The 24042-nt window shown below is 54.8% G+C and carries 20 protein-coding genes; 10 read left to right on the forward strand and 10 right to left on the reverse strand.

The window, feature by feature from the left end:
• Positions 1-56: 56 nt before the first annotated feature.
• From pstB to VH86_RS01010, 3 genes are read right to left on the reverse strand one after another with little or no spacing between them, the layout of a single operon-like run.
• A complete protein-coding gene (pstB, locus tag VH86_RS01000; RefSeq protein WP_038645455.1) occupies positions 57-824 on the reverse strand; it encodes a phosphate ABC transporter ATP-binding protein PstB in 768 nt (255 codons plus the stop codon).
• A 12-nt stretch (positions 825-836) separates the two neighbouring features.
• Positions 837-2435 (reverse strand): phosphate ABC transporter permease PstA, encoded by a 1599-nt coding sequence (gene pstA / locus VH86_RS01005; RefSeq protein WP_045831610.1) that lies wholly within the window; start codon positions 2433-2435, stop codon positions 837-839.
• On the reverse strand, positions 2432-4525 hold the full coding sequence (locus tag VH86_RS01010) for an ABC transporter permease subunit (RefSeq protein WP_045831611.1): 2094 nt from the start codon (positions 4523-4525) through the stop codon (positions 2432-2434). Before VH86_RS01010 ends, pstA begins: the two co-directional genes overlap by 4 nt.
• 182 nt (positions 4526-4707) lie before the next feature.
• Between VH86_RS01010 and ppk1 the strand changes: the two genes are divergently transcribed.
• The 5 genes from ppk1 to mgtE all read left to right on the forward strand — a co-directional run bounded on the left by ppk1 (position 4708) and on the right by mgtE (position 10821).
• The gene (ppk1, locus tag VH86_RS01015; protein WP_034825724.1) at positions 4708-6768 is read left to right on the forward strand and encodes a polyphosphate kinase 1; all 2061 of its coding nucleotides are present in this window, start codon (positions 4708-4710) and stop codon (positions 6766-6768) included.
• A gap of 5 nt (positions 6769-6773) precedes the next feature.
• Complete coding sequence (ppx, locus tag VH86_RS01020; RefSeq protein ID WP_045814904.1) at positions 6774-8297, forward strand: exopolyphosphatase; 1524 nt, start codon at positions 6774-6776, stop codon at positions 8295-8297.
• 27 nt (positions 8298-8324) lie between these two features.
• Complete coding sequence (gene tehB, locus VH86_RS01025; protein ID WP_045831612.1) at positions 8325-8924, forward strand: tellurite resistance methyltransferase TehB; 600 nt, start codon at positions 8325-8327, stop codon at positions 8922-8924.
• A 148-nt stretch (positions 8925-9072) separates the two neighbouring features.
• On the forward strand, positions 9073-9261 hold the full coding sequence (locus VH86_RS01030) for a YfgG family protein (protein ID WP_034825717.1): 189 nt from the start codon (positions 9073-9075) through the stop codon (positions 9259-9261).
• A gap of 126 nt (positions 9262-9387) precedes the next feature.
• On the forward strand, positions 9388-10821 hold the full coding sequence (gene mgtE, locus VH86_RS01035) for a magnesium transporter (protein WP_038645445.1): 1434 nt from the start codon (positions 9388-9390) through the stop codon (positions 10819-10821).
• Position 10822: 1 nt separating this feature from the next.
• Here mgtE and VH86_RS01040 read toward each other — a convergent pair whose 3' ends face one another.
• Both VH86_RS01040 and VH86_RS26000 read right to left on the reverse strand, forming a co-directional pair.
• A complete protein-coding gene (locus tag VH86_RS01040) occupies positions 10823-11317 on the reverse strand; it encodes an AlpA family transcriptional regulator (RefSeq protein WP_045831613.1) in 495 nt (164 codons plus the stop codon).
• Between the two features lie 10 nt (positions 11318-11327).
• Positions 11328-11576, reverse strand: coding sequence for a hypothetical protein (locus VH86_RS26000; RefSeq protein WP_072050553.1), 249 nt, complete (start codon positions 11574-11576; stop codon positions 11328-11330).
• A gap of 216 nt (positions 11577-11792) precedes the next feature.
• Between VH86_RS26000 and VH86_RS01045 the strand changes: the two genes are divergently transcribed.
• Entirely contained in the window at positions 11793-11972 is a 180-nt protein-coding gene (locus VH86_RS01045) for a hypothetical protein (RefSeq protein WP_034825711.1), read from the forward strand.
• Positions 11973-12224: 252 nt separating this feature from the next.
• Here the strand turns inward: VH86_RS01045 and VH86_RS01050 are convergent, their stop codons facing one another.
• The 3 genes from VH86_RS01050 to guaB form a co-directional block, all read right to left on the reverse strand.
• Entirely contained in the window at positions 12225-13001 is a 777-nt protein-coding gene (locus tag VH86_RS01050) for a DUF3750 domain-containing protein (RefSeq protein WP_045831614.1), read from the reverse strand.
• A 142-nt stretch (positions 13002-13143) separates the two neighbouring features.
• Positions 13144-14724, reverse strand: coding sequence for a glutamine-hydrolyzing GMP synthase (guaA, locus tag VH86_RS01055; RefSeq protein WP_045831615.1), 1581 nt, complete (start codon positions 14722-14724; stop codon positions 13144-13146).
• A 72-nt stretch (positions 14725-14796) separates the two neighbouring features.
• A complete protein-coding gene (guaB, locus tag VH86_RS01060) occupies positions 14797-16263 on the reverse strand; it encodes an IMP dehydrogenase (RefSeq protein ID WP_034825688.1) in 1467 nt (488 codons plus the stop codon).
• A gap of 169 nt (positions 16264-16432) precedes the next feature.
• Between guaB and xseA the strand changes: the two genes are divergently transcribed.
• The 4 genes from xseA (at position 16433) to VH86_RS01080 (ending at position 19478) form a co-directional block, all read left to right on the forward strand.
• Positions 16433-17806, forward strand: coding sequence for an exodeoxyribonuclease VII large subunit (xseA, locus tag VH86_RS01065; RefSeq protein ID WP_045831616.1), 1374 nt, complete (start codon positions 16433-16435; stop codon positions 17804-17806).
• 47 nt (positions 17807-17853) lie between these two features.
• Positions 17854-18867, forward strand: coding sequence for a M4 family metallopeptidase (locus tag VH86_RS01070; protein ID WP_045831617.1), 1014 nt, complete (start codon positions 17854-17856; stop codon positions 18865-18867).
• The gene (locus VH86_RS01075) at positions 18864-19190 is read left to right on the forward strand and encodes a protealysin inhibitor emfourin (RefSeq protein WP_045831618.1); all 327 of its coding nucleotides are present in this window, start codon (positions 18864-18866) and stop codon (positions 19188-19190) included. The genes VH86_RS01070 and VH86_RS01075 overlap by 4 nt, the downstream gene beginning before the upstream one ends.
• A gap of 105 nt (positions 19191-19295) precedes the next feature.
• On the forward strand, positions 19296-19478 hold the full coding sequence (locus tag VH86_RS01080; protein WP_045814915.1) for a general stress protein: 183 nt from the start codon (positions 19296-19298) through the stop codon (positions 19476-19478).
• Between the two features lie 88 nt (positions 19479-19566).
• Here VH86_RS01080 and VH86_RS01085 read toward each other — a convergent pair whose 3' ends face one another.
• Together VH86_RS01085 and der are read right to left on the reverse strand one after the other, a co-directional pair.
• On the reverse strand, positions 19567-22005 hold the full coding sequence (locus VH86_RS01085) for a glucose/quinate/shikimate family membrane-bound PQQ-dependent dehydrogenase (protein WP_045831619.1): 2439 nt from the start codon (positions 22003-22005) through the stop codon (positions 19567-19569).
• 420 nt (positions 22006-22425) lie between these two features.
• Positions 22426-23919, reverse strand: a complete 1494-nt coding sequence (gene der / locus VH86_RS01090; protein ID WP_034825679.1) for a ribosome biogenesis GTPase Der — start codon at positions 23917-23919, stop codon at positions 22426-22428.
• Positions 23920-24042: the final 123 nt, after the last annotated feature.

The following is a 24042-nucleotide window of genomic DNA, read 5'->3' on the forward strand; positions in this document are numbered from 1 at the left end:
TGCTAAAACCTGCTGCCTTTCTACGCCCTGAAAACGTAGAGCAAGTGGCTTATCCCTTAACCAAATCTACCCGTAATGTAATCTTCGGTTTTACGCGCTTTTGGCGAGGTGAAGATACGATCGGTTTCATCAAACTCCACCAGTTGCCCGTTATGCATGAACGCCGTGTAATCTGACACACGTGCCGCCTGCTGCATGTTGTGCGTCACCAGCACCAGCGTGAAATGCTGCTTTAACGTGGTCATTAACTCTTCGATCACTAGCGTGGATATCGGATCGAGTGCCGATGTTGGCTCATCCAGCAGCAATACTTCCGGCTCAATGGCAATGGCGCGCGCAATCACCAGACGCTGCTGCTGACCGCTGGAGAGCGTCAACGCATTCTGCGCCAGCTGATCCTTCACTTCACTCCACAGTGCCGCCGCACGCAGCGCACGTTCACAAGCTTCATTCAGCACGCGACGATCGCGCACCCCTTGCAGCCGCAAACCGTACACCACGTTCTCATAGATCGATTTTGGGAACGGATTCGGCCGCTGAAACACCATGCCAATGCGACGGCGCAGCGCGGGCAGATCCTGATTGGCCTGCATCACTGCATGCTGATCCAACAGAATTTCGCCCTCTATGCGGCAACGATCAATCACATCATTCATGCGATTAAAGCAGCGCAGCAGCGTCGACTTGCCACAACCGGACGGGCCAATCAGCGCTGTGATGCGGTTTTTGGGGATGTGCAGATCGATATTGTTCAGCGCCTGGCGTTCGCCGTACCACAGCGACAGCTGGTTAACGGTTAACGCGATGTCGTAATCGGGCGTCATCTAAAAACCTTTCTAGTGCGTCATGAGGCGGTAACGCTCGCGCAGCCGATGCCGCAGCGCCATCGCCAGCAGATTGAGCGACAGGATAATCACCACCAGCAGCAAGGCGGTGGCGTAAACCAGCGGTCGGTCAGCGTCGATATTCGGGCTCTGGAAGGCCAAATCGTAAATCTGAAAACCGAGGTGCATAAATTTGCGGTCGAGGTGCAGATACGGGAACACCGCATCCACCGGTAGCTCCGGGGCCATTTTCACCACCCCCACCAGCATCAGCGGGGCGGTTTCCCCGGCCGCACGCGCCACGGCCAGAATCAGGCCGGTGAGCATCGCCGGTACCGCCAGCGGTAACACCACGCGCCACAGCGTTTCCGCCTGCGTGGCACCCAGCGCCAGCGAGCCCTGGCGCAGATTATCCGGGATGCGTGACAGCCCCTCTTCGGTGGCGACAATCACCACGGGTAATGTCAGTAGCGCCAGCGTCAGTGCCGCCCACAGCAGGCCCGGTGTGCCATACGTCGGATTCGGTAGTGCGCGTGAGAAAAACAGCTGGTCGATAGTGCCGCCGATCAACCAGACAAAGAAGCCCAGACCAAACACGCCATACACAATGGATGGCACGCCGGCGAGATTCACCACCGCAATGCGCACCAGACGGGTTAAGGCATTACGTCCGGCATATTCGTGCAGCCACACTGCCGCCACCACGCCCAGCGGCATCACAATGATCGACATCAGTAACACCATCAGCACCGTGCCAAAAATCGCCGGGAACGCCCCGCTCTCGCCGCCGCCTGATGTGGGTGAATCGCTGACAAACTGCCAGATCTGACTGAAGAAGTGCTGCAACTTCTGCCCAAACGACATCGCATTTGGATACCAGGCATCCACCACCTGCGCCAGCGGAATAACGTGATCCTGCCCCTGCACATCGCGCAGCACCAAGGTGTCGCGTTCGCTCTCATGTTGCAGATGGGTCAGCTGTTGCGCTAGTGCGCTAAAGCGCCGCTGCAGCGCCACGCTGTTGGCATCGAATTCCGATTGATCCTGCAGGGTGAACGTGCCGCGCTGACGTTGCTCATCAGCTTGCTGCTGCAGGCTTTCCAGCTGTGCATTAAGGCGTGCCATTTGCACACGACGAATATGGCTGGCCTGACGTAACTGCTCATGCACCTGCACCAACCGCTGGTGCAACAGCGCATCACGATCCCGTGCGGTCAGCACTTCGTTTTCTTCCCGCAACTCAATCAGCCAGCCGTAAGCATTGCCGCCGCTGCGGCGCTGTAACACCATCGCATCTGCTGGACGGCGCGTTTTCGCCGCGCCCTGGCTATACAGCACACGGAAATCCGGTGCGGCAAAATCGCGATTGCCGGTTTTCACCACATAGCGCCACTGCTCGCCCTGCGGCTGTTTGTGCAGCGTTTCGCCCAGCACCATCACCGCCGAGCCTTCCGGCGGCTGGAACAGGTATTGATCCACCGGTTGTGGCCAGAAGGCGCGCATGCCCTGCCATGCCAGCAGGCCAATCAGCAAGGTAAACGCCAGTAAACACACGGCCACCGCACCGGCTGTTAGCCAGCGCCAGCGATCGTTTTGACGCATCGCTTTCATCCCTGTCCCTCATGCTGGCTGTAGCGCTGGCGCAGACGCTGACGAATCAACTCCGCGACGGTATTGATCACTAAAGTGAATATCAGTAACAACAGCGCACTCAGGAAAAGAATTCGGTAATGCGCACTGCCCGCTGCCGCTTCAGGCATCTCAATGGCGATATTGGCCGAAAGCGCACGTAGCCCTGCAAACAAGCCGCCTTCACTGACCGGCGTGTTACCGGTGGCCATCAGCACAATCATGGTTTCACCTACTGCGCGGCCAAAACCGATCATCAGGGCAGCAAAAATCCCCGCCGATGCGCCTGGCAGCACCACACGCGTCAGGGTTTGCCACGGCGTGGCGCCCAGCGCCAGTGAACCTTGTCCCAGTGCGCCTGGCACGCTGAATAGGGCATCTTCAGACAACGTGAAAATCAGTGGAACCAGCGCAAAGCCCATCGCCAGCGCTGCGACCAATAAGTTACGTTGCTCATAGTGCGCCAGCCGCTCGCCGATATCCGGCCACAGCTGCGTGGGCAACCACAGCGTTAACAGGGTCACGGCCAGCAATACCGGCAGCAGAAGAATCACTTCAAAACCGGGCCGACGCCAACGCAAGGGCAAGTGCGGACTGAGCACGCCGCACAGCAATAAAGTGACCGCCAGCACCAGCGGCAACAGCAGCACGCCGACCAGCGCAGTACCCACATGGGGTGCCAACCAAACCCCGGCTATCAATCCAATCACCACGCTCGGCAACGCACCCATCATCTCAATGCCCGGCTTCACCCAGCGGCGTAACCCCGGCGACATAAACCATGCGGTGTACATTGCCGCCGCCAGAGCCAGCGGCGTGGCAAACAGCAGCGCCAGCGAGGCGGCTTTGAGTGTGCCCAGCACCATCGGTATCAGACTGAATTTGGCCTGATAGCTGTCGCCAGCCGCAGTGGATTGCCATACCCAATCCGGCTGCGGATAGTTTTCGTACCAGATTTTTTGCCACAGATTGCGCCAGGTGAAATCGGGCCAGGGATTATCCAGCGCAAACTGTTGCCACTGCCCTTCCCGCTCCACAATCAGCGCATCACCGCGGGGTGAAAATGCCAGCGCCTGAATACCGGGAGCTAACTGCCGCGTCAAGATTGGCCCTTGCTGCTTGCTGGCGAACAGTTTGACTTCCCCCGCAGCATTAAAGGTGGCAAACACACGTCGTTGCGCCTCAGGTACGATCTTCACCGCATCCTGGCTGTGCTCAAAGGTATGTATTTCCTGCAGCCGTGGCCCTTTATCGCTCGCAATGGCAAACCACTGTTTCACCCCCTGTGCATCCTGAATCAGCAGCGTGCGGCCGCCGGTAAGGATATGCAGGCTTTGCGGACGCTGGTTTAGGGTCTGCGTTTCACGCAGTTGTGCGCCTTCTGGTGTGATTTGCCACACACGCAACAAGCGCCCTTCACTGGCGTACAGCAATGTGCCATCGGGGGATAACAGCAGATGCTCGGCTTGCTGCTGTGGCAGCAAAATCTGATTGACGGTTTGCTGGTTCTCCAGCGTCATCACGCTGATGCCCGCAGGCGTTTGGGCGGCAATCCGCCACTGGTGATCGCTCAGCGAGGCCAGCGCCATGGTGGTCACTGCGCCCTGCGCCAGACGCAGCGGACGATCGCCAAACGGGAAGAACCACTGGCCATGATTTTCGTGGATCAGCGGTTGCATCAGCAGCAGTGCGCCCTGCATATTGAGTAATACGCTACTGCTATTGCTGCTGATGACCGCCGCATCAGGATGCTGTTGCAGCGCCAGTGCCTCAACGGCGGGCTGTCCATCGAGCGGAAAAAAGCGCGCCTCATTGCGGCTGATGCGCCAGCCAAGCTGTCCATCGCTGCCCATCGCCAGCACCGGCGCTTTATCCCAAAGTTGGATATGAGTGGTGGCTTGCATGCCCGGCGCGCTGAAAAGGGGTAACACCACCCAAATCAGCCAGAAGAAAAGCAGCAGCATCAGCAGTAAAATGCCCACGCCGCAGCCTGTCACCACGCGACGAACTAACTGATCGACAGCGCGGCGACGGCGGTCGCTGAAATGGACAGGGATACGATTTATGCTCATGCAGGCCAGGTTACAGGTGAAAACACGTCGCTATGTTGCCCGTAGCTGATTGATAAGACAACCTTTGGCGTTGGACAAGCTTGCCATACTCTCGCCATAATGGTGACGGACACTGAGCGGAGGCGCATTTTTGCGATTTTCCCGCCGGACAATCCGTCCAGCAACAGCCTCACGGAGTCAGAATGGGTCAGGAAAAGCTGTATATAGAAAAAGAAATAAGCTGGTTAAGCTTCAACGAACGTGTGTTACAGGAAGCAGCGGACAAGACTAACCCGCTGATTGAGCGCATGCGCTTCCTGGGAATCTATTCCAACAATCTTGAAGAGTTCTACAAAGTGCGCTTCGCCGATCTGAAACGTCGCATTCTGATTGGTGAGGAACAGGGCACGCCGACGACCCTTCGTCATATCTTGAAAAAAATTCAGCTGCGGGTGCAGAAATCGGATCAGGAATTCGATGCACTGTATAACGACCTGCTGCTGGAAATGGCCCGTAATCAGATCTTCCTGATTAACGAACGCCAGCTGTCGCCGAATCAGCAAGAGTGGCTGCGCTATTACTTCAAACATCAATTACGCCAGCACGTCACGCCGATTCTGATTAACCACGACACCGATCTGATTGAATTCCTTAAAGACGACTACACCTATCTGGCAGTTGAGATTATTCGCGGCGACGATATTCGTTATGCGCTGCTGGAAATCCCGTCCGACAAAGTTCCCCGTTTCGTCAACTTACCGGCTGAATCGCCACGCCGCCGCAAACCGATGATTCTGCTGGATAACATCCTGCGCTATTGCCTGGACGAAATTTTCAAAGGCTTCTTCGATTACGATGCGCTGAATGCTTATTCAATGAAGATGACGCGCGATGCTGAGTACGATCTGGTTACTGAGATGGAATCGAGCCTGCTGGAATTGATGTCCTCCAGCCTGAAGCAGCGTCTCAACGCAGAACCGGTGCGCTTTGTGTATCAGCGTGATATGCCGGATGCGATGGTGGAAATGCTGCGCCATAAGCTGTCGATTTCGAACTACGATTCGATTGTGCCGGGCGGTCGTTACCACAACTTTAAAGACTTTATCGGCTTCCCGAACGTCGGCAAAGCCAACCTGGAAAACCGTCCTCTGCCACAAATTCGCCACATCGGCTTTGATGGCTTCCGCAACGGTTTCGATGCCATCCGTAATCGTGATGTGCTGCTCTACTATCCATATCACACCTTTGAGCACGTGCTGGAGCTGCTGCGCCAGGCGTCATTCGACCCAAGCGTGCTGGCGATTAAGATCAACATTTATCGCGTTGCCAAAAACTCACGCATCATGGATGCGATGATCCACGCCGCCTACAACGGTAAAAAAGTCACGGTGGTGGTTGAGCTGCAGGCGCGATTTGATGAAGAAGCCAACATTCGCTGGGCGAAACGCCTGACCGAAGCGGGCGTGCACGTGATCTTCTCTGCACCAGGCCTGAAAATTCACGCCAAGCTGTTCCTGATTTCACGTCGTGAAGGCGATGAAATCGTGCGTTATGCGCATATCGGTACCGGCAATTTCAACGAAAAAACCGCACGCATTTATACTGACTATTCATTGCTGACTGCCGATGCGCGTATCACCAATGAAGTGCGTCGCGTGTTTAACTTTATTGAAAACCCGTACCGCCCGGTGACGTTCGAGCACTTACTGGTGTCGCCGCAAAACTCGCGCGACATGCTGTATAAGTTGATCGATGCCGAGATCGCCAATGCTCAGCAGAAAAAACCGGCCGGCATTACGCTGAAAATCAATAACCTCGTCGATAACGGCTTGGTAGATCGTCTTTATGCCGCGTCATCTGCGGGCGTGAAGATCAATTTGCTGGTGCGCGGCATGTGTTCTCTGATCCCTGATTTACCGGGCATCAGTGAAAATATTCGCATTACCAGCATCGTTGACCGTTATCTTGAGCACGACCGCGTCTATATTTTTGAGAGCGGCGGCGAGAAAAAGGTTTATCTCTCTTCCGCAGACTGGATGACGCGTAATATCGATCACCGCATTGAGGTGGCCGTGGCGATCCTCGATCCCCGCGTGAAGCAGCGCATTCTGGATATCATTGCCATTCTGTTGAGTGATACCGTAAAAGCGCGCATCGTGGACAAAGAACTGAGTAACCGTTATGTTCCGCGCGGCAATCGCAAGAAGGTGCGCTCGCAGCTGGCGATTTACGATTACATCAAGAAACTGGAACAACCCGAATAACGCCTATGCCAATTTCCCATAAAAGTACGCCGAAACCGCAGGAATTTGCTGCCATCGATCTGGGCTCAAACAGCTTTCACATGGTGATTGCCCGTGTGGTCGATGGCGCCCTGCAAGTGTTGGGGCGGTTGAAACAGCGCGTGCATCTGGCCGATGGGTTAGATGCGCAAAATCGCCTGAGCGATGAGGCGATGGAGCGTGGCTTGAGCTGCCTGGCGCTGTTTGCGGAGCGTTTACAGGGGTTCAGCCCGGCAAACGTCACTATCGTCGGTACGCACACGCTGCGTATCGCCACCAATGCCGAAGAGTTCCTGCAGCGTGCGGCGGAGGTGATCCCTTATCCGATTGAAGTCATCTCTGGCAACGAAGAAGCGCGTTTGATTTTCATGGGCGTGGAGCATACGCAGCCGGAGAAAGGCCGCAAGCTGGTGATCGATATCGGCGGCGGTTCAACCGAGTTGGTGATCGGTGAGGATTTTGAACCGCAGCTGGTGGAAAGCCGCCGCATGGGTTGTGTCAGCTTCGCCAATCTCTATTTCCCGAAAGGGGAAATTTCGCCTGAACATTTCCGTCGCGCGCGTTTGTCCGCAGCGCAGAAGCTGGAAACCATGGCCTGGCAATATCGTCTGCACGGCTGGCAGTATGCGCTCGGCGCTTCAGGCTCGATCAAAGCGGCCTGCGAAGTGCTGCTGGCAATGGGTGAAAAAGAGAAGCTGATCACGCCGGAAACGCTGGAGATGCTGGTCTCTGAGGTGCTGAAGCACAAGTCGTTTAATGCGTTGAGCCTGCCGGGCTTGTCAGAAGAGCGGAAAGCGGTGTTTGTGCCGGGGTTAGCGATTCTGTGTGGCGTGTTTGATGCGCTGGCAATTCGTGAGCTGCGCCTGTCTGATGGCGCACTGCGTGAAGGCGTGCTGTATGAGATGGAAGGCCGTTTCCGCCATCAGGATATTCGCAGCCGCACCGCACAAAGTCTGGCAAACCATTACGCCATCGATAGCGATCAGGCGCGTCGTGTACTGGAAACCACCGAGCAGCTGTATCTGCAGTGGCTGGATCAAAATCCTAAGCTGGCAAATCCACAGCTTTCCGCGCTGCTGAAATGGGCTGCGCTGCTGCATGAAGTCGGATTGACCATCAATCACAGCGGCATGCAGCGCCATTCAGCTTACATCCTGCAGAACTCCAACATGCCTGGTTTTAATCAGGATCAACAGATGTTGTTGGCCATGCTGGTACGCTATCACCGTAAAGCGGTGAAGCAGGATGAAATGCCCCGTTTCACCTTGTTCAAAAAGAAACAGTTCCTGCCGATGGTGTTCCTGTTGCGTCTGGGCACGCTGCTGAATAATCAGCGCCAGGCAACAACCAAGCCGGACTCGCTCAAGCTCAAGGCCGATGACAGCACCTGGACGCTGACTTTCCCGCGTGGCTATCTGAGCCAGAATACGCTGGTGCAGCTGGATCTGGAGCGCGAGCAAGCTTACTGGAATGATGTTACCGGCTGGAAACTGACGCTGGAAGAGGAGTAATGCGGGCTGCTGGCCCGCTGTATCACTATGACAATTCGTCCCGACAATTTTTATGCCGAAAAATACGGTCTGACGCCGACCCACTCCGAAGTGTTGGCCGCGCTGCCTAAACTGGAAGTGGGTAAGGCATTGGATCTCGGTTGCGGCCAGGGGCGTAACAGCCTGTTCCTCAACCAACATGGCTTTGACGTCACCGGCTGGGACAGCAATCCCCAGAGCCTGGAGCGCCTGAATAGCATTATCCAGGAAGAGAATCTGCAGAATATTCGCACCGAACTGTGCGACCTCAACCAGGTTCGTTTTAACGGCGGCTACCAGTTTGTGCTCTCGACCGTGGTGATGATGTTCTTGCAACCGGAAACCATTCCGCAGCTGATAGCCGACATGCAGGCCAGCACGGTGAAGTATGGTTATAACCTGATTGTAGCGGCAATGAGCACGGATGATTATCCGAACTCACAAGGCTTCCCGTTTACGTTTAAATCGGGTGAACTGAGCGACTACTATCGCAACTGGCATATCGTGAAGTACAACGAGGATGTCGGCGAACTGCACCGCCGCGACGAAAACGGTAACCGCATCAAGTACCGCTTCGCCACGCTTCTTGCGCAAAAAGCCAGCTACTGATAAAAGGCCGCGTGTTGCGGCCTCATCTAATATTGATCAATGTAGCTTTAACCCTTGCTGCTCATTTTTCACACAGCGATTGACCTGAAGATCTAACTGTGACTAAATGTTGCTACCGCCCGATGGGCATTTACAGGAACCACCCCGCGTGAACAGCGCCATACCTGCACGAAGACGTCCCAAAACCGGCACCATGACTCGCATTATTTTGCTGATCAGTTTCTTTATTTTGGTTGGCCGTCTGATTTTCATCATCCCCGGTGCGATTGAGCACCATCAGCAAAAAAAAGCCGCACCTGAGCCGGTCACCACACTGAGCACCAGCGATTCGCGCTAAGGAACTTGCGGGTCATCGTTGCTTGCCGCTGCACATTGCCCGTTTGTGACAATGCCGCTAAATACGCCCTGATTACCCGCAACGCGCTACACTTTGACCTGACTTTACAGACACAAGGGACGCGTTATGTCTGCTCCGTATGCACAACAATTAACTGAAATCCGCCAGCGCATCTTGCATCTGCTCCTTAGCGAGGACGATCTCGTTGATGTGCTGCTGGATAAATCTATCGATCTCAATGCCGCCGAGCTGCGGGAGATCACCGACTGGCGCCATCAGCTGGAAGAAGAGCTGCAGCAGCTGCATGCTGCTGACTTAGCGGATATCCTCGAAGCGCTCCCTGAACAAGAACGTCTGGCATTATGGCGCCTTGTGCCCTCCGAGCAGCGCGGTCGCGTGCTGGTCGAAGCTTCAGAAACCGTCTGGGCCAGCCTGACGGAAGGTATGACTGATCGCGAGATTCTGCACGCTATTGAGCCGCTGGACATCGACGATCAGGTATATCTGGCACGCTATCTGCCGCGTGACTTAACCGGACGTTTGCTGACCACGCTGGAGCCAAACCTGCGTGCACGCCTGCTGGAAGTGATCGAGCTTGATCGCGACCGTGTGGGCCAGGTGATGGATTTCAATATTCTGACGGTCCGCTCTGACGTTACCCTCGCTACCGTGCAGCGTTTCCTGCGTAAGCGCAAAAGCATGCCGGATGGCACCGATAAAATCTTTATTACCGACGAACAGAACCAGCTGCTGGGAGAGTTATCACTTACCGACATTTTGCTCAACAAGCCTAAAACGCTGGTTTCTGATGTGATGAATGCACGCCCGACCACCTTTCAGCTTGATGACAAAGCCGAAGAAGCGGCCAGTGCCTTTGAACGTTATAACCTGATTTCCGCCGCCGTTATTGATGCTAAAGGCAAGCTGATTGGGCGTATTACCGTAGAAGACGTGATCGATCTGGTCAATGAAGAGAACGAAAGCAACATCCGTAAGATGGGGGGTATCAGTCAGGGCGAAGATGTGTTTGCGCCCGTGCGCAAAGCGGTTGGCAAGCGCTGGGCGTGGCTCGCCATCAATCTGTGTACTGCATTTATCGCTTCTCGTGTGATTGGCCTGTTTGAAGAGACGATATCCCAACTGGTAGCGTTGGCGGCACTGATGCCCATCGTGGCCGGAATTGGTGGTAACACCGGCAACCAGACCATCACCATGATTGTGCGCGCCCTGGCGCTGCATCAGGTGGAACCCGGTAACTTCTCCTTCCTGGTGGTACGTGAACTCGGCGTTGCCCTGATAAACGGGCTGTTCTGGGGCGGAATCATGGGCAGCATCACCTGGTTGATGTATGACAACCTGCAACTCGGTGGCGTGATGATGCTGGCAATGGTGCTTAACCTGCTGCTGGCGGCACTAATGGGCGTGCTGATTCCGTTGATCATGACCAAGATGAAACGCGACCCGGCGGTAGGCTCCAGCGTGCTGATCACCGCCATCACCGACACTGGCGGTTTCTTTATTTTCCTTGGATTGGCGACGGTGTTTTTGCTGCACCATTAAATCAAAGACAGTGCGCGTAACGTTGCAACGCTTGCTGCAAATTGAGTTGTAACGTTGCGCGTGCCAGTTCGCTGATGCCTGGTGTTACGCGGGATGATCCGCGTTGATTTAACCACTCGACCACATCGATAAGGTGCCACAGCGCGGTTTTACCATCATGAATCGGACGTGGAAACTGCGGGCTGTGAGTGAGCATTAACTTACGCATATTCTGGCGCGACACGCCAATCAACTCAGCAATATCCGTGAGGCCCACCAGATCGGGGGCCGCTTCAATCAGTTCAGCATCGGGTAAAGCCTGAGTGATTTCAGCTAAGGCATCGCGAATCGCTTGCTGCGCACTCTCCGCTTCCCGGCAGTACATCAGACTCAATTTGCCTGCTACGCCGTTGCCCACCAGCGCATCAGTGCAACCGGCAGCGCCGAGTCGTTCCAGGGCTTCGTCATCAGAAACGGCCTCACTCAACTGAAAACGCAAAGTGAATTCAAATTCCATTTTTTCATCCTTATCGTTTCACTTTTGAGCAGTTATCCACCACTCGCTTTAACATCCTGGCGTGATTTTCAGGGCTCTTAGGCGTGCGCCAGATACAGGTAATACAGAAATCACCGCATCGACACTCTGCCGAATTCTCCGGACAATACATTTTGCCCCACGCATGATGCCCACCTTGCACAATTTTCCATCCCTGAACTTCCGCATAACGTAAAACGCTCTCAATCTCTTTGTGCGGGTGTCGCTTCCGCTCTGACATTGCATGCCACCTTATACTTTGATTTTATGGTTGTCAATTGACAACCATCACGAATATTCAGAGGCTATGTCAGCAGTATTTAAGGCGAGAAAAAACAAGGAGTGTCCTGAGAATCCATGCTTATATTGTTGTTGGAAAACAGCGCACAAAATCGAGCGCGCCTGAGTTCAAGCGCATATACACTTAGCGCTATCACTGACCTGAGGGAGAAACAGCATGTTTAAAGTTGATGATTTTGTGCAGTCGAAGACCGGTGGCCCAAAGATGCAGGTCACACGGGTTGAAGGTGAGTTGCTATGGTGCGCGCGTATTGACGATCCCATCAAACGTGAGATCGAGGTCAGAGCAGATAGCGTGAATTTGTATCATGAAGAGGGCGATTTCGGCGTGTGCTGATGCTTCCGTTCCGCGATAAATAGCGCCGCTACTGGTCAGTGCACCCTGCCATAGCGGCGTAATTTATTGTGTAATGCCTGGTTTTGATCGCCATGAATGACGCCCTACATTGCTCGGTGCGGTTAATGATGCCCTTACATTGTTTGGTGCGGTTTTCGTAGAGTGCGCATTCATGCGTACCAGGTTAAACAGCACCCACTGGCTTAAGTGAATGGCATTACGCAATTTATTGCACGACGTGAACGCAGACAATCACGGATTGTCCTTTTGCAGATTATCTTGCCCAATCCCGCCAATAAACGGCAAGCGCAGTTTTAATGGCGTGAAGTCCAGCCCCAGATTCAATCCCAGCACATTCACTTCCAGCCCTTCTTCCGCCCCCAGGGTGACGCCTAACACACCCAGCAAGGACACCTGTAACCCGCGCCCCGACGGTGGTAATCCAATTGGATGAAGCAGAGAGCGATAATCTTTGCCTAAAGCATTGGCAGGCAAATCCAGCTTCAACGCAGGCACTTCACGGCCAATGTGCGCCATAAAGGTGTTACTGTTCGGTCCAGGCCAGGCATGATAGGTCGTTGGCCATGGATAGGATTTTATCGCCGCTTCGATCTGCGGAATCATCGCTTCGGCTTCTTTACCACGATGCTCCACCAGCAAGCGCGGTTTTGCGCCGTACCAGTATCCATCCGGCAGGTTTGCGTTGCGACGCACCTTATCGCCGCTGCCCCAGCTGATCACTTCGTAGCGGTTGTACTGCGTCTCCCCGGCACGCTTAAAAATGATCCACGGATGTACCGCGACAGCGCCCTTCCAACCATAAGTGGGCGCGGCATAGGCCTGCACAATAGCCAGATTGGCATATTGGTGTGGGTCCGGCGCTAACCCGGCCGAATCCCGTCGCGCCGTCGCCCAACCACCGCGCTCGCTGGTCAACTCACCGGTGCGCGTGGCCTGCGCCAGGCTGGCTGCCAGCGAGAGCAGTACAATACAGAGGAAAGAGAGGAGAAAGGCTTTCAATGGCAGCATCGACGGCATCCTGATGAGTAATCATTCACCCGTCATCATGCATTGGTTTAGGTGAGTTTGTATTCACTAACTATGCTTTGCTGTCTTGAAAAGAAAAAGCCCGCATTGATGCGGGCTTGATCGGCAATTCAATGAGTGGAAATCATTCCCACTCAATCGTGGCTGGTGGCTTACCAGAGATATCGTAAACCACGCGAGAAATGCCGTTCACTTCGTTGATGATGCGGTTGGAGACACGGCCGAGGAAATCGTACGGCAGGTGCGCCCAGTGCGCGGTCATGAAGTCGATGGTTTCTACTGCACGCAGTGAAACAACCCAATCATATTTACGACCGTCGCCCATTACGCCAACAGAGCGCACTGGCAGGAACACGGTGAAGGCCTGGCTAACTTTGTTGTACAGGTCAGCTTTATGCAGTTCTTCGATGAAGATTGCATCCGCACGACGCAGCAGGTCGCAGTACTCTTTCTTCACTTCGCCGAGGACACGCACGCCCAAACCTGGACCTGGGAACGGATGGCGATACAGCATGGCGTATGGCAGACCCAGTTCCAGACCGATCTTACGCACTTCGTCTTTGAACAGCTCTTTCAGCGGCTCAACCAGGCCCATCTTCATCTCTTTCGGCAGACCGCCCACGTTGTGGTGCGATTTGATCACGTGCGCCTTGCCGGTAGCAGAAGCAGCAGACTCGATCACATCTGGATAGATGGTGCCCTGTGCCAGCCATTTCACGTCAGTCAACTTCAGCGCTTCTTCGTCGAACACTTCAACGAACACGCGGCCGATGATCTTACGCTTGGCTTCGGGATCGTTCTCGCCCGCCAGTGCGTCAAGGAAACGATTCTCAGCGGCAACGTGAACGATGTTCAGACCAAAGTGGTCGCCAAACATGTCCATGACCTGCTCAGCTTCATTCAAACGCAGCAGTCCGTTGTCCACGAACACACAGGTCAGACGATCGCCGATGGCACGGTGCAGCAGCATCGCAGTGACAGAGGAATCCACACCACCTGACAGGCCCAGGATCACTTTGTCCTGACCGACCTGCTCACGAATACGCTCTACCGCATCTTCGATGATCTTAGCTGGGGTCCACAGTGCTTCACAGCCGCAGATGTCGCGGATGAAGCGCTCCAGCATGCGCAGGCCCTGACGGGTATGCGTCACTTCTGGGTGGAACTGCACGCCGTAGAATTTCTTCTCTTCGTTAGCCATGATGGCGAACGGACAGGTTTCGGTGCTGGCAACCGTTTTAAAACCTGCTGGGATGGCGGTCACTTTGTCACCGTGGCTCATCCACACGTCCAGCAACGGTTTGCCGGCAGCGCTGATGGCATCTTCGATGTCACGCACCAGTGCGCTCTGGGTCAGCACTTCAACCTGCGCATATCCAAACTCACGCTCGTTGGAGCCTTCAACCTTGCCGCCCAGCTGCATTGCCATGGTCTGCATGCCGTAGCACACGCCCAGCACCGGTACGCCAGCATTGAACACGTATTCTGGTGCTCGTGGGCTGTTCAGCTCAGTGGTGCTTTCCGGGCCACCTGACAGGATGATGCCGTTTGGATTGAAGCTACGAATCTGCTCTTCGGTGACATCCCACGCCCAGAGTTCGCAGTAGACGCCCAGCTCACGCACGCGGCGCGCGACCAGCTGCGTATACTGAGAACCAAAATCGAGGATCAAAATACGATGTTTATGAATATTTTCAGTCGTCATTGAGGCGTTTCCATTGGGATGGACTTAATAATAAAAGCGCCCGGCAGGTGCCGGGCGTTGAATCTTACGGGATTATGAACCCATGCGGTAGTTCGGTGACTCTTTGGTGATGGTCACATCATGCACGTGGCTTTCGTTGATACCTGCGCCACTGATGCGCACGAACTCGGCTTTAGTACGCAGATCGTTGATGGTTGGGCAACCGGTCAGGCCCATGCAAGAGCGCAGACCGCCCATTTGCTGGTGCACGATCTCTTTCAGACGGCCTTTGTACGCTACGCGACCTTCGATACCTTCTGGTACCAGTTTGTCAGCCGCGTTATCGGTCTGGAAGTAACGGTCAGATGAGCCTTTAGACATCGCGCCCAGTGAACCCATACCACGGTAAGATTTGAACGAACGGCCCTGATAAAGCTCGATTTCGCCTGGAGATTCTTCAGTACCCGCCAGCATAGAACCGACCATCACCGCGGCCGCGCCTGCGGCGATCGCTTTGGCGATGTCACCTGAGAAACGAATACCACCATCAGCCACAACCGGGATACCGGTGCCTTCCAGCGCAGCAACCGCATCAGAAACGGCGGTGATCTGTGGTACACCTACGCCAGTCACGATACGCGTGGTGCAGATTGAACCAGGGCCGATACCCACTTTCACCGCGCTCACGCCCGCTTCGGCCAGTGCCAATGCACCTGCACCGGTCGCCACGTTGCCACCGATGATGTCCAGGTCTGGATACTTCGCACGGGTTTCACGGATACGCTGCAGAACGCCTTCAGAGTGACCGTGAGAAGAGTCGATCAGCAGAACGTCAACGCCCGCAGCAACCAGCGCGTCAACACGCTCTTCGTTACCCGCGCCCGCTCCAACCGCAGCACCCACACGCAGACGGCCTTCCGCATCTTTACAGGCGTTAGGTTTACGTTCTGCTTTCTGGAAATCTTTAACGGTAATCATGCCCAGCAGGTGGAAGCTGTCATCAACAACCAGCGCTTTCTCAACACGTTTTTCGTGCATTTTCTGCAGTACGATGTCGCGCGCTTCACCCTCTTTAACAGTGACCAGACGCTCTTTCGGTGTCATCACTGCGGAAACTGGCAGGCTCAGGTCAGTCACAAAGCGTACGTCACGACCGGTGATGATACCGACCAGTTCGTTGTCTGTGTTCACAACCGGATAACCCGCAAAGCCGTTGCGCTCGGTCAGCTCTTGCACTGCCGCCAGCGTGGTGGTTGGCAGCACAGTTTGCGGATCGGTCACTACGCCACTTTCGTGTTTTTTCACTTTACGAACTTCATCCGCCTGGCGCTCAATCGACATGTTTTTGTGGATAAAGCCCAGACCACCTTCCTGCGCCAGTGCAATTGCCAGACCGGCTTCGGTCACGGTGTCCATGGCAGCAGACAGCATAGGGATGTTCAGACGGATGTTTTTCGTCAGTTGGGTGCTGAGATCAGCGGTGTTCGGTAAGACAGTGGAGTGAGCTGGAACGAGCAGAACGTCGTCAAAAGTGAGGGCTTCTTTAGTGATTCTTAGCATTGCAATATCTCCACCTAGGGGCGATTAAAACAGATAAAATATTGCCGCGGCATTATACAGGCCGAAATCGATTGCCTCCAGTGTTTTTTAGGAAAAAGTCTTGATCCTTCGGGTGAGCAATGTAGTATCGGTTGATTAACCCTCTGATTTAAAATTTGATCTACATCACATGTCGCTACCGCCAACCGCCAATATTTTTACTGTCAGCCGCCTGAATACCACGGTGCGCCAACTGCTGGAAAATGAGATGGGCCTGGTGTGGCTCAGTGCTGAGATCTCAAATTTTAGCCAGCCCTCTTCCGGTCACTGGTACTTCACCTTAAAGGATGATGGCGCACAAGTTCGCTGCGCGATGTTCCGAAACAGCAACCGCCGCGTCACCTTCCGTCCCCAGCATGGTCAGCAGGTTTTGGTGCGCGCCAGCATTACGCTGTATGAACCGCGTGGCGACTATCAACTGATTATCGAAAGCATGCATCCGGCCGGTGAAGGCTTGTTGCAGCAGCAGTTCGAACAGCTAAAAGCGCGTTTGGCAGCTGAGGGGTTGTTCGATCAGCAGTTCAAACAGCCGCTGCCGGATCCGGCACGTCAGGTTGGCGTCATCACCTCCGCGACCGGCGCGGCGCTGCATGACGTGCTGCGCGTGCTGCATCGCCGCGATCCGTCGCTGCCCGTGATTATCTATCCCACGCCAGTGCAAGGTGTCGATGCGCCCGCAGCCATCGTGCGTGCCATTGAACTGGCGAACCAGCGTGATGAGTGTGACGTGTTGATTGTCGGCCGTGGCGGCGGCTCGCTGGAGGATTTGTGGAGCTTTAACGATGAGCGCGTGGCGCGTGCTATTTTTGCCAGCCGCCTGCCGATCGTCAGTGCCGTCGGCCACGAGACAGACGTCACCATCGCCGACTTTGTCGCCGATCTGCGCGCCCCTACCCCATCTGCGGCGGCAGAAGTCGTGAGCCGCAATCAGATCGAACTGCTGCGCCGTTTGCAGTCACAGCAGCAGCGTATGGAAATGGCAATGGATTTCTACATTGCAGAGCAGCAACGCCGTTTTACCCGCATACAACATCGTTTGCAGCAGCAGCACCCACAGTTGCGCCTGGCACGCCAGCAAACCACACTGTTCCAGCTGCAACGCCGCCTCGGTGAAGCGATGGATCAGCGCCTGCGTGTGGCTAATCGCCAGCAGGATCGCGTGTTACAGCGCCTCAATAATCAGCAGCCGCAGGGCCGCATTCTGCGTGCACAGCAGCAGATGCAGCAATGGCAGTATCGCCTGCAACAGGGCATGGAGAAGCAGCTGAATCACAATCGTCAGCGCTTTGGTAATCTGGCCGCGCAACTGGAGGGCGTCAGTCCGCTTGCCACACTGGCTCGCGGGTTTAGCGTGACCACGGATACGCAAGGCCAACTGGTGAAGAAAACCCAGCAATTGCATAAAGGTGATTTACTGCGCACCCGCCTCGATGACGGCTGGGTGGAAAGCCAGGTGACCGCACTTGAACCGCAGAAATCACGCCCCCGTAAAGCACGCTCCTAGCTGAAAAACTATACTTCTGGCATGTTCCCTCACGGCCAGGAGTTAATATGACCTACAGCGTTATTCCTCCGTATATTCTTCGCAATATTATTGACCATTGTTCGGGTGCGCCGCAGGAGTCTGCTCGCCGCACCCTAACCCATGTTCAGCAACTGATGGCTGAACACAACCATAAAGCGGCCAGCTCGGCCACCGCCCACCCCGGAACCGTGCTGCGTGCCATCTATGATGCTGAGAATACGCAAAATCTGCCTGGCACCCTAATCCGCGATGAAGGCCAGCCGGGCAATGGCGATGTGGCGGCTGAAGAAGCCTGGAATTATCTCGGCATCACCTACGATTTCTACTGGCAGATCTTCAAGCGCAACTCACTGGATAACAAAGGCCTGAAGCTGGATGGCACCGTGCATTATGGCAAGGAGTATCAGAACGCCTTCTGGAACGGTCAGCAGATGGTATTTGGTGACGGCGATGGCGAGATCTTTAATCGCTTCACCATTGCGCTGGATGTGGTGGCGCATGAACTCACCCATGGCGTGACGGAAAACGAAGCAGGACTGGTTTACTTCCAGCAATCCGGTGCATTGAATGAATCGATGTCTGATGTGTTTGGCTCGCTGGTGAAGCAGTTCCACCTGCAGCAAACGGCCGATCAGGCTGACTGGTTGATTGGTGAGGGCTTGTTAGCAGCCGGCATTAAGGGGCGTGGGCTGCGCTCGATGTCCGCACCAGGCACGGCTTACGATGATCCGAAACTCGGCAAAGACCCACAACCGGCGGATATGGATCATTACATAGAGACACGTGATGACAACGGCGGTGTCCATCTCAACTCAGGCATTCCAAATCGCGCTTTTTATCTCGCCGCGAAGGCGTTAGGCGGCTTTGCCTGGGAGCTGGCGGGTCATGCCTGGTATGACACGCTCTGCGACAAGACGCTGCCGCAGGATGCCGACTTCAGTACCTTTGCCCGTTTCACCATTGAACATGGTGGCAAGCGATTTAACCGCTCGGTGGCGGAAGCAATTCAATCCGCCTGGCAACAGGTAGGCGTAACGTGAATATTCAACTGACTGATGACGCCATTATCGAACTGGCGCGTGAAGGCGGCATTGCTTTTATCCCCAACCTGCGAGGCGAGCGCCGCTTTGCTCTGGCACAACTGCCAGAACCGCAAAAACAGCGGGTGTGTAACGTGCTGGAGCAGGCATTACCGTTGGGGGAACCGGAAGATCAGGCGGCGAATCTTGGACGCGGCGATCAGCGTTATTTTCGTATTCAAATCACCTATGCCACCCATCATGAAGCGGGCTCTATCGTGATTTTGATTCCTGAAACCGCAGCCTCGCCTGAATTAGAAGCACTTTGGCGCGACGGCCAGTGAAGAACTCGGAGATCTCCCAAGGCAACCTGTAACTTACTGACTATAATCATTAATGTGGCTAGCTAGTCCACGTCGAAGAAAACACCCTTAGATGAGGTCTTTGCTATGACACAAAAAAAGCAACGAGGTGGTGCCGGGAACTTTGCAGAGGACCCGGAGCGCGCCAGGGAAGCCGGCAGTGCTGGCGGCAAAGTCAGTGGGGGTAATTTCAGAAACGATCCTGAAAGAGCCAGGGAAGCTGGAAGAAAAGGAGGTCAAAAAAGCCGTCGCCCCTCCAAGCAGCAGTGAATAAGGTACCTTAAGGAGTGAAGTACGCCACGGAAGGTTCATAAAAAAAGGCCGACATCATGATGTCGGCCTTTCTTCTTACTGAGGCTTACTTGCTGTCTGGCAGCGCGTAAGCAATCACGTAATCACCACGGTCTGGTGACTGACGTGCGCCACCGGCGGAGATCAGGATGTACTGTTTGCCATTTTTCGGCGAAACGTAGCTGATTGGGCCACCCTGGCTGCCGACTGGCAGACGTGCTTTCCACACTTCTTTACCGGTTGAGCTATCGAAAGCGCGCAGATAGTAATCCTGCGTACCGGCGATGAACACCAGGCCACCCTGAGTTGCTAAGGTGCCACCCAGCGTTGGCATGCCGATTGGCATTTGTGCACGCATCTTAATACCGAATGGACCGGTATCCTGCACGGTACCGACTGGCACCTGCCACACGATTTGACGGGTTTTCATGTCGATGGCTGACAAGGTACCGAACGGCGGCGCCTGACACGGAATGCCCAGCGGAGACATGAAGCGGTTTTTGTTAACAGCGTAAGGGGTGCCTTTCAGCGGAACGGCGCCCATACCCGTGTTGATCGCTTCACCGCCATTGCTGGCTGCATCTTTGCTGGTGTCCTGAGGAATCATCTGCACCCACAGGCCCAGACGCATGTCGTTGACGAACATGTACTGGTTGTTCGGGTCAAACGAGATGCTGCCCCAGTTCATACCACCCAGTGAACCTGGGAAGCTGAGTGACTTGTCAGTATCCGGAACGGTGAACAGGCCATCGTAACGCATGCCTTTGAAGGCAATACGGCACACCAGTTGATCGAACGGCGTTGCACCCCACATGTCAGACTCGGTCAGTTTCTGATTGCCAATGTTTGGCATTTCCACTGAGTGCGGCTGCGTTTTGGTGTACTGCTCGTTCGGGATGTGACCCTGCGGCATTGGCTGCTCTTCAACTTTGGTCAAAGGCTTGCCGGTCAGACGATCCAACACCCAAATCATACCGGTTTTTGCACCGATAACGACGGCAGGCTTAGTGGTGCCATCCTTCATTGGGAAGTCGACCAGGCTCGGCTGCATTGGCAGGTCGAAGTCCCACAGATCGTTATGTACGGTCTGATAAACCCATTTTTGCTTACCGGTAGTCGCATCCAGCGCCAGAATGGATGCGCCGTAGGTGTGATCCAGTTTGGTACGATTCGCACCCCACAGATCCACCGACGAGCTACCCATTGGCAGGAACACAGTGTTCATCGCCGGGTCGTAGGACATCGGTGCCCATGAGTTCGGGGTACTACGGGTGTAGTCTTTGCCCGGCATCAGGATGGCATTCGGGTCATCATTGCCTGGGTCAAACGCCCAACGCATTTGACCGGTGATGACGTCAAAGCCGCGCAGTACGCCGCCAGGCATATCGGTCTGGACGTTATCTGCCACACGACCGCCAACCACCACGGTGGTGCCGGCCAGCTGTGGTGCAGACGTCAGCTGATACTGTGGATCGGGCGCTTTACCCAGACCCTTTTTCAGGTCAACCACACCGTGGTCGCCGAAGTTTTCACAGAACTCACCGTTGTCTGCATTGATAGCGATCAAACGCGCATCGATGGTGTTCATCAGAATACGACGCTGACAGGTATCACCTGCCGCCAGCACTGGCGCAGGAACCGGTGTTGAGCCCGGCTGGCTTGGCTGCTGTACCGGTTTGGTCGCATCGAAATACGCCAGACCACGGCAGCGGTTCCACACTTCAGCCTGTGCGTTGATTTCACGCTTCCAGATCTGCTTACCGGTATCCGCTGCAACCGCAATCACGTTGTTGTGTGGGGTGCAAAGGTAAAGGGTGTTGCCCACCTGCAGCGGGGTTTCCTGATCTTCCGCGCCGTTACCGGTTGGGCTGATTGGGGTATCGCCAGTGTGGAAGGTCCAGGCAACCTGGAGATCTTTGACGTTGTCACGGGTGATCTGGTCGATCGCCGCAAAACGGTCACCTTCAGGCGTACGGCCGTAGCTGCTCCAGTCTTGCTGTGGCTTAGACTTGTCGACAGGAATCAGCGGCAGTTGTTTGCCGTCGAACGCGACGGTTGGGTGCGGCTGGAACATCTGCACGAAAGTGACCACCATGCCGACGGCGATGACCGCTGAGAGCACATAACAAACTTTGGCCAGAGAGTTTTTGCCTTCGCGTTTACGCAGCGCTGGCCAGGTCAGGAAGGCCAGCAGCATCAGGCCCGCAGGTACCATCAGGCGTGAAACCAACTGCCAGAAATGGAAGCCCGCATCGAACAGCGCCCAAATCAGGGTGCCAACGAAGACCAGAATAAACAGGGTCACGGCGGATGATTTGCGGCGGAAGAACTGAATCGCCGACAGCAACATCACAATACCGGAAATGAGGAAGTACCAGCTGCCGCCCAGAGCGACCAACTTGCCACCGCCGATCGCGAAGAACAGACCGACAGCCAGCAGGACCAGCCCGAACAATACAGACCAGATACTCAACCCTTTGCAGGGACGAGCGGAATTTTCTGCCATAACAAAAACTCTCCTGAAAAAATAACGCGCTGGTGCCGGCTAACAGGCTGTAGCCGGTAACAATGCTCCTGCCAACGATGGGGGACAGGAACCAATCCGTTACGCTTTATTTTATATCTATTGGTACGGGTGCAATGCCCGTAATTCGGCGCTTGTGAGCAAGGACACATCGCAGGTGAGAGTGATTCTCGCTACAAGGCGGCAGGATTGTACCACCTGGTTCATTAGAAAGTGAACATCCATAACGAAGGAGTTACTGGGCAATAGCATTTTTGCTACAAAACCAGTCATAAGTTATTAATAAATATGAGGCTGAATCAAAGTGTAATTTTTGATGTTAAGAAGAAGTCAGAGTGGGATATGTCGCTGGAATCGTGCGGTGGGGGCGAAAAAAAGGGCCCCATCAGGGCCCTCATCAGATTAACGCTTGTTCTTCTTCAGATGCGACATCAGTCGCTGGCGTTTGCGCTGCTGCGTCGGTGTCAGCAGGTTACGTTTGCCCGCGTACGGGTTGTCGCCTTCTTTAAACTGAATGCGAATCGGTGTACCCATTACGTTGAGTGAACGACGGAAGTAGTTCATCAGGTAACGTTTGTAGGAATCGGGCAGATCCTTCACCTGATTACCGTGAATCACCACGATCGGTGGGTTGTAACCACCAGCATGGGCATACTTCAGCTTCACGCGGCGACCACGCACCAGCGGCGGCTGATGGTCGTCAGAAGCCATAGTCATGATGCGCGTCAGCATAGCGGTGCCGACACGTTTGGTCGAACAGTCGTAAGCTTCGGTCACGGATTCGAACAGGTTACCTACGCCACTGCCGTGCAGCGCCGAGATAAAGTGAATGCGCGCGAAATCGATAAAGCCAAGACGGAAGTCCAGCATCTCTTTCACTTCATCACGCGCTTCCTGCGTCATGCCATCCCACTTGTTGACCACGATCACCAATGAACGACCGCTGTTCAGGATAAAGCCGAGCAGTGAGAGATCCTGATCGGAAATGCCTTCACGTGCATCAATCACCAGCATCACCACGTTGGCATCTTCAATGGCCTGCAGCGTTTTGATGACAGAGAATTTCTCTACGGTTTCGGTGATTTTTCCGCGTTTACGCACACCAGCGGTATCAATCAACACATACTCGCGCTCGTCACGTTCCATTGGAATGTAGATGCTGTCACGCGTGGTGCCCGGCATGTCGAAGACCACGACGCGGTCTTCACCCAGGATGCGGTTAGTCAGCGTTGACTTGCCGACGTTAGGACGGCCAACGATAGCCAGTTTGATCGGCAATGTGGTCGGGTCGAAGTTTTCTTCTTCCTCTTCCGCCAGCGCCTTCTCGTCCTCTTCTTCTTCTAACGCGGCCCAATAAGCGGCGTTTTCTTCTTCTTCCGTCAACTCCACTTCTGGAACGGCTTCTTCCATCCATGGCAGCAACGCAGCTTCAAGCAGGTTGTTCACACCGCGACCGTGCGAAGCCGCAATCGGATGAATGTCACCCAAGCCCAGCGCATAGAAATCCAGCACGGCGGCATCAGGATCGAGACCGTCAGTTTTGTTCGCCACCAGGAAGGTGGCTTTTTCGCGCGAACGCAGGTGATTGGCGATCTGTTGATCGGCCGGCATCACACCCGCACGCGCATCCACCAGGAACAGCACCACATCCGCTTCTTCAATCGCCAGCAGCGATTGTTCTGCCATGCGGTTTTCGACGCCTTCCTCGGTGCCATCAATACCGCCGGTATCAATAACAATGAATTCGCGCCCTTCCACTTCGGCGCGACCATATTTGCGATCGCGAGTCAGTCCAGGAAAATCCGCTACCAGCGCATCACGAGTGCGCGTTAAGCGGTTAAATAGCGTAGATTTTCCCACATTGGGACGCCCAACCAGCGCGACCACAGGTACCATAACACTTGCCTCAGTTTTAAAAATAAATCGCCCGAATGGCGTGATTATAACGACATTTGCCAGAAGGCGTCAGGCTGAAGGCGCTAAGAATACCATGCCTGACTAAAAACGAAACGGCCCCTG

This window comes from Pantoea sp. BL1 (assembly GCF_000963985.1).
GTDB lineage: Bacteria > Pseudomonadota > Gammaproteobacteria > Enterobacterales > Enterobacteriaceae > Pantoea > Pantoea rwandensis_B.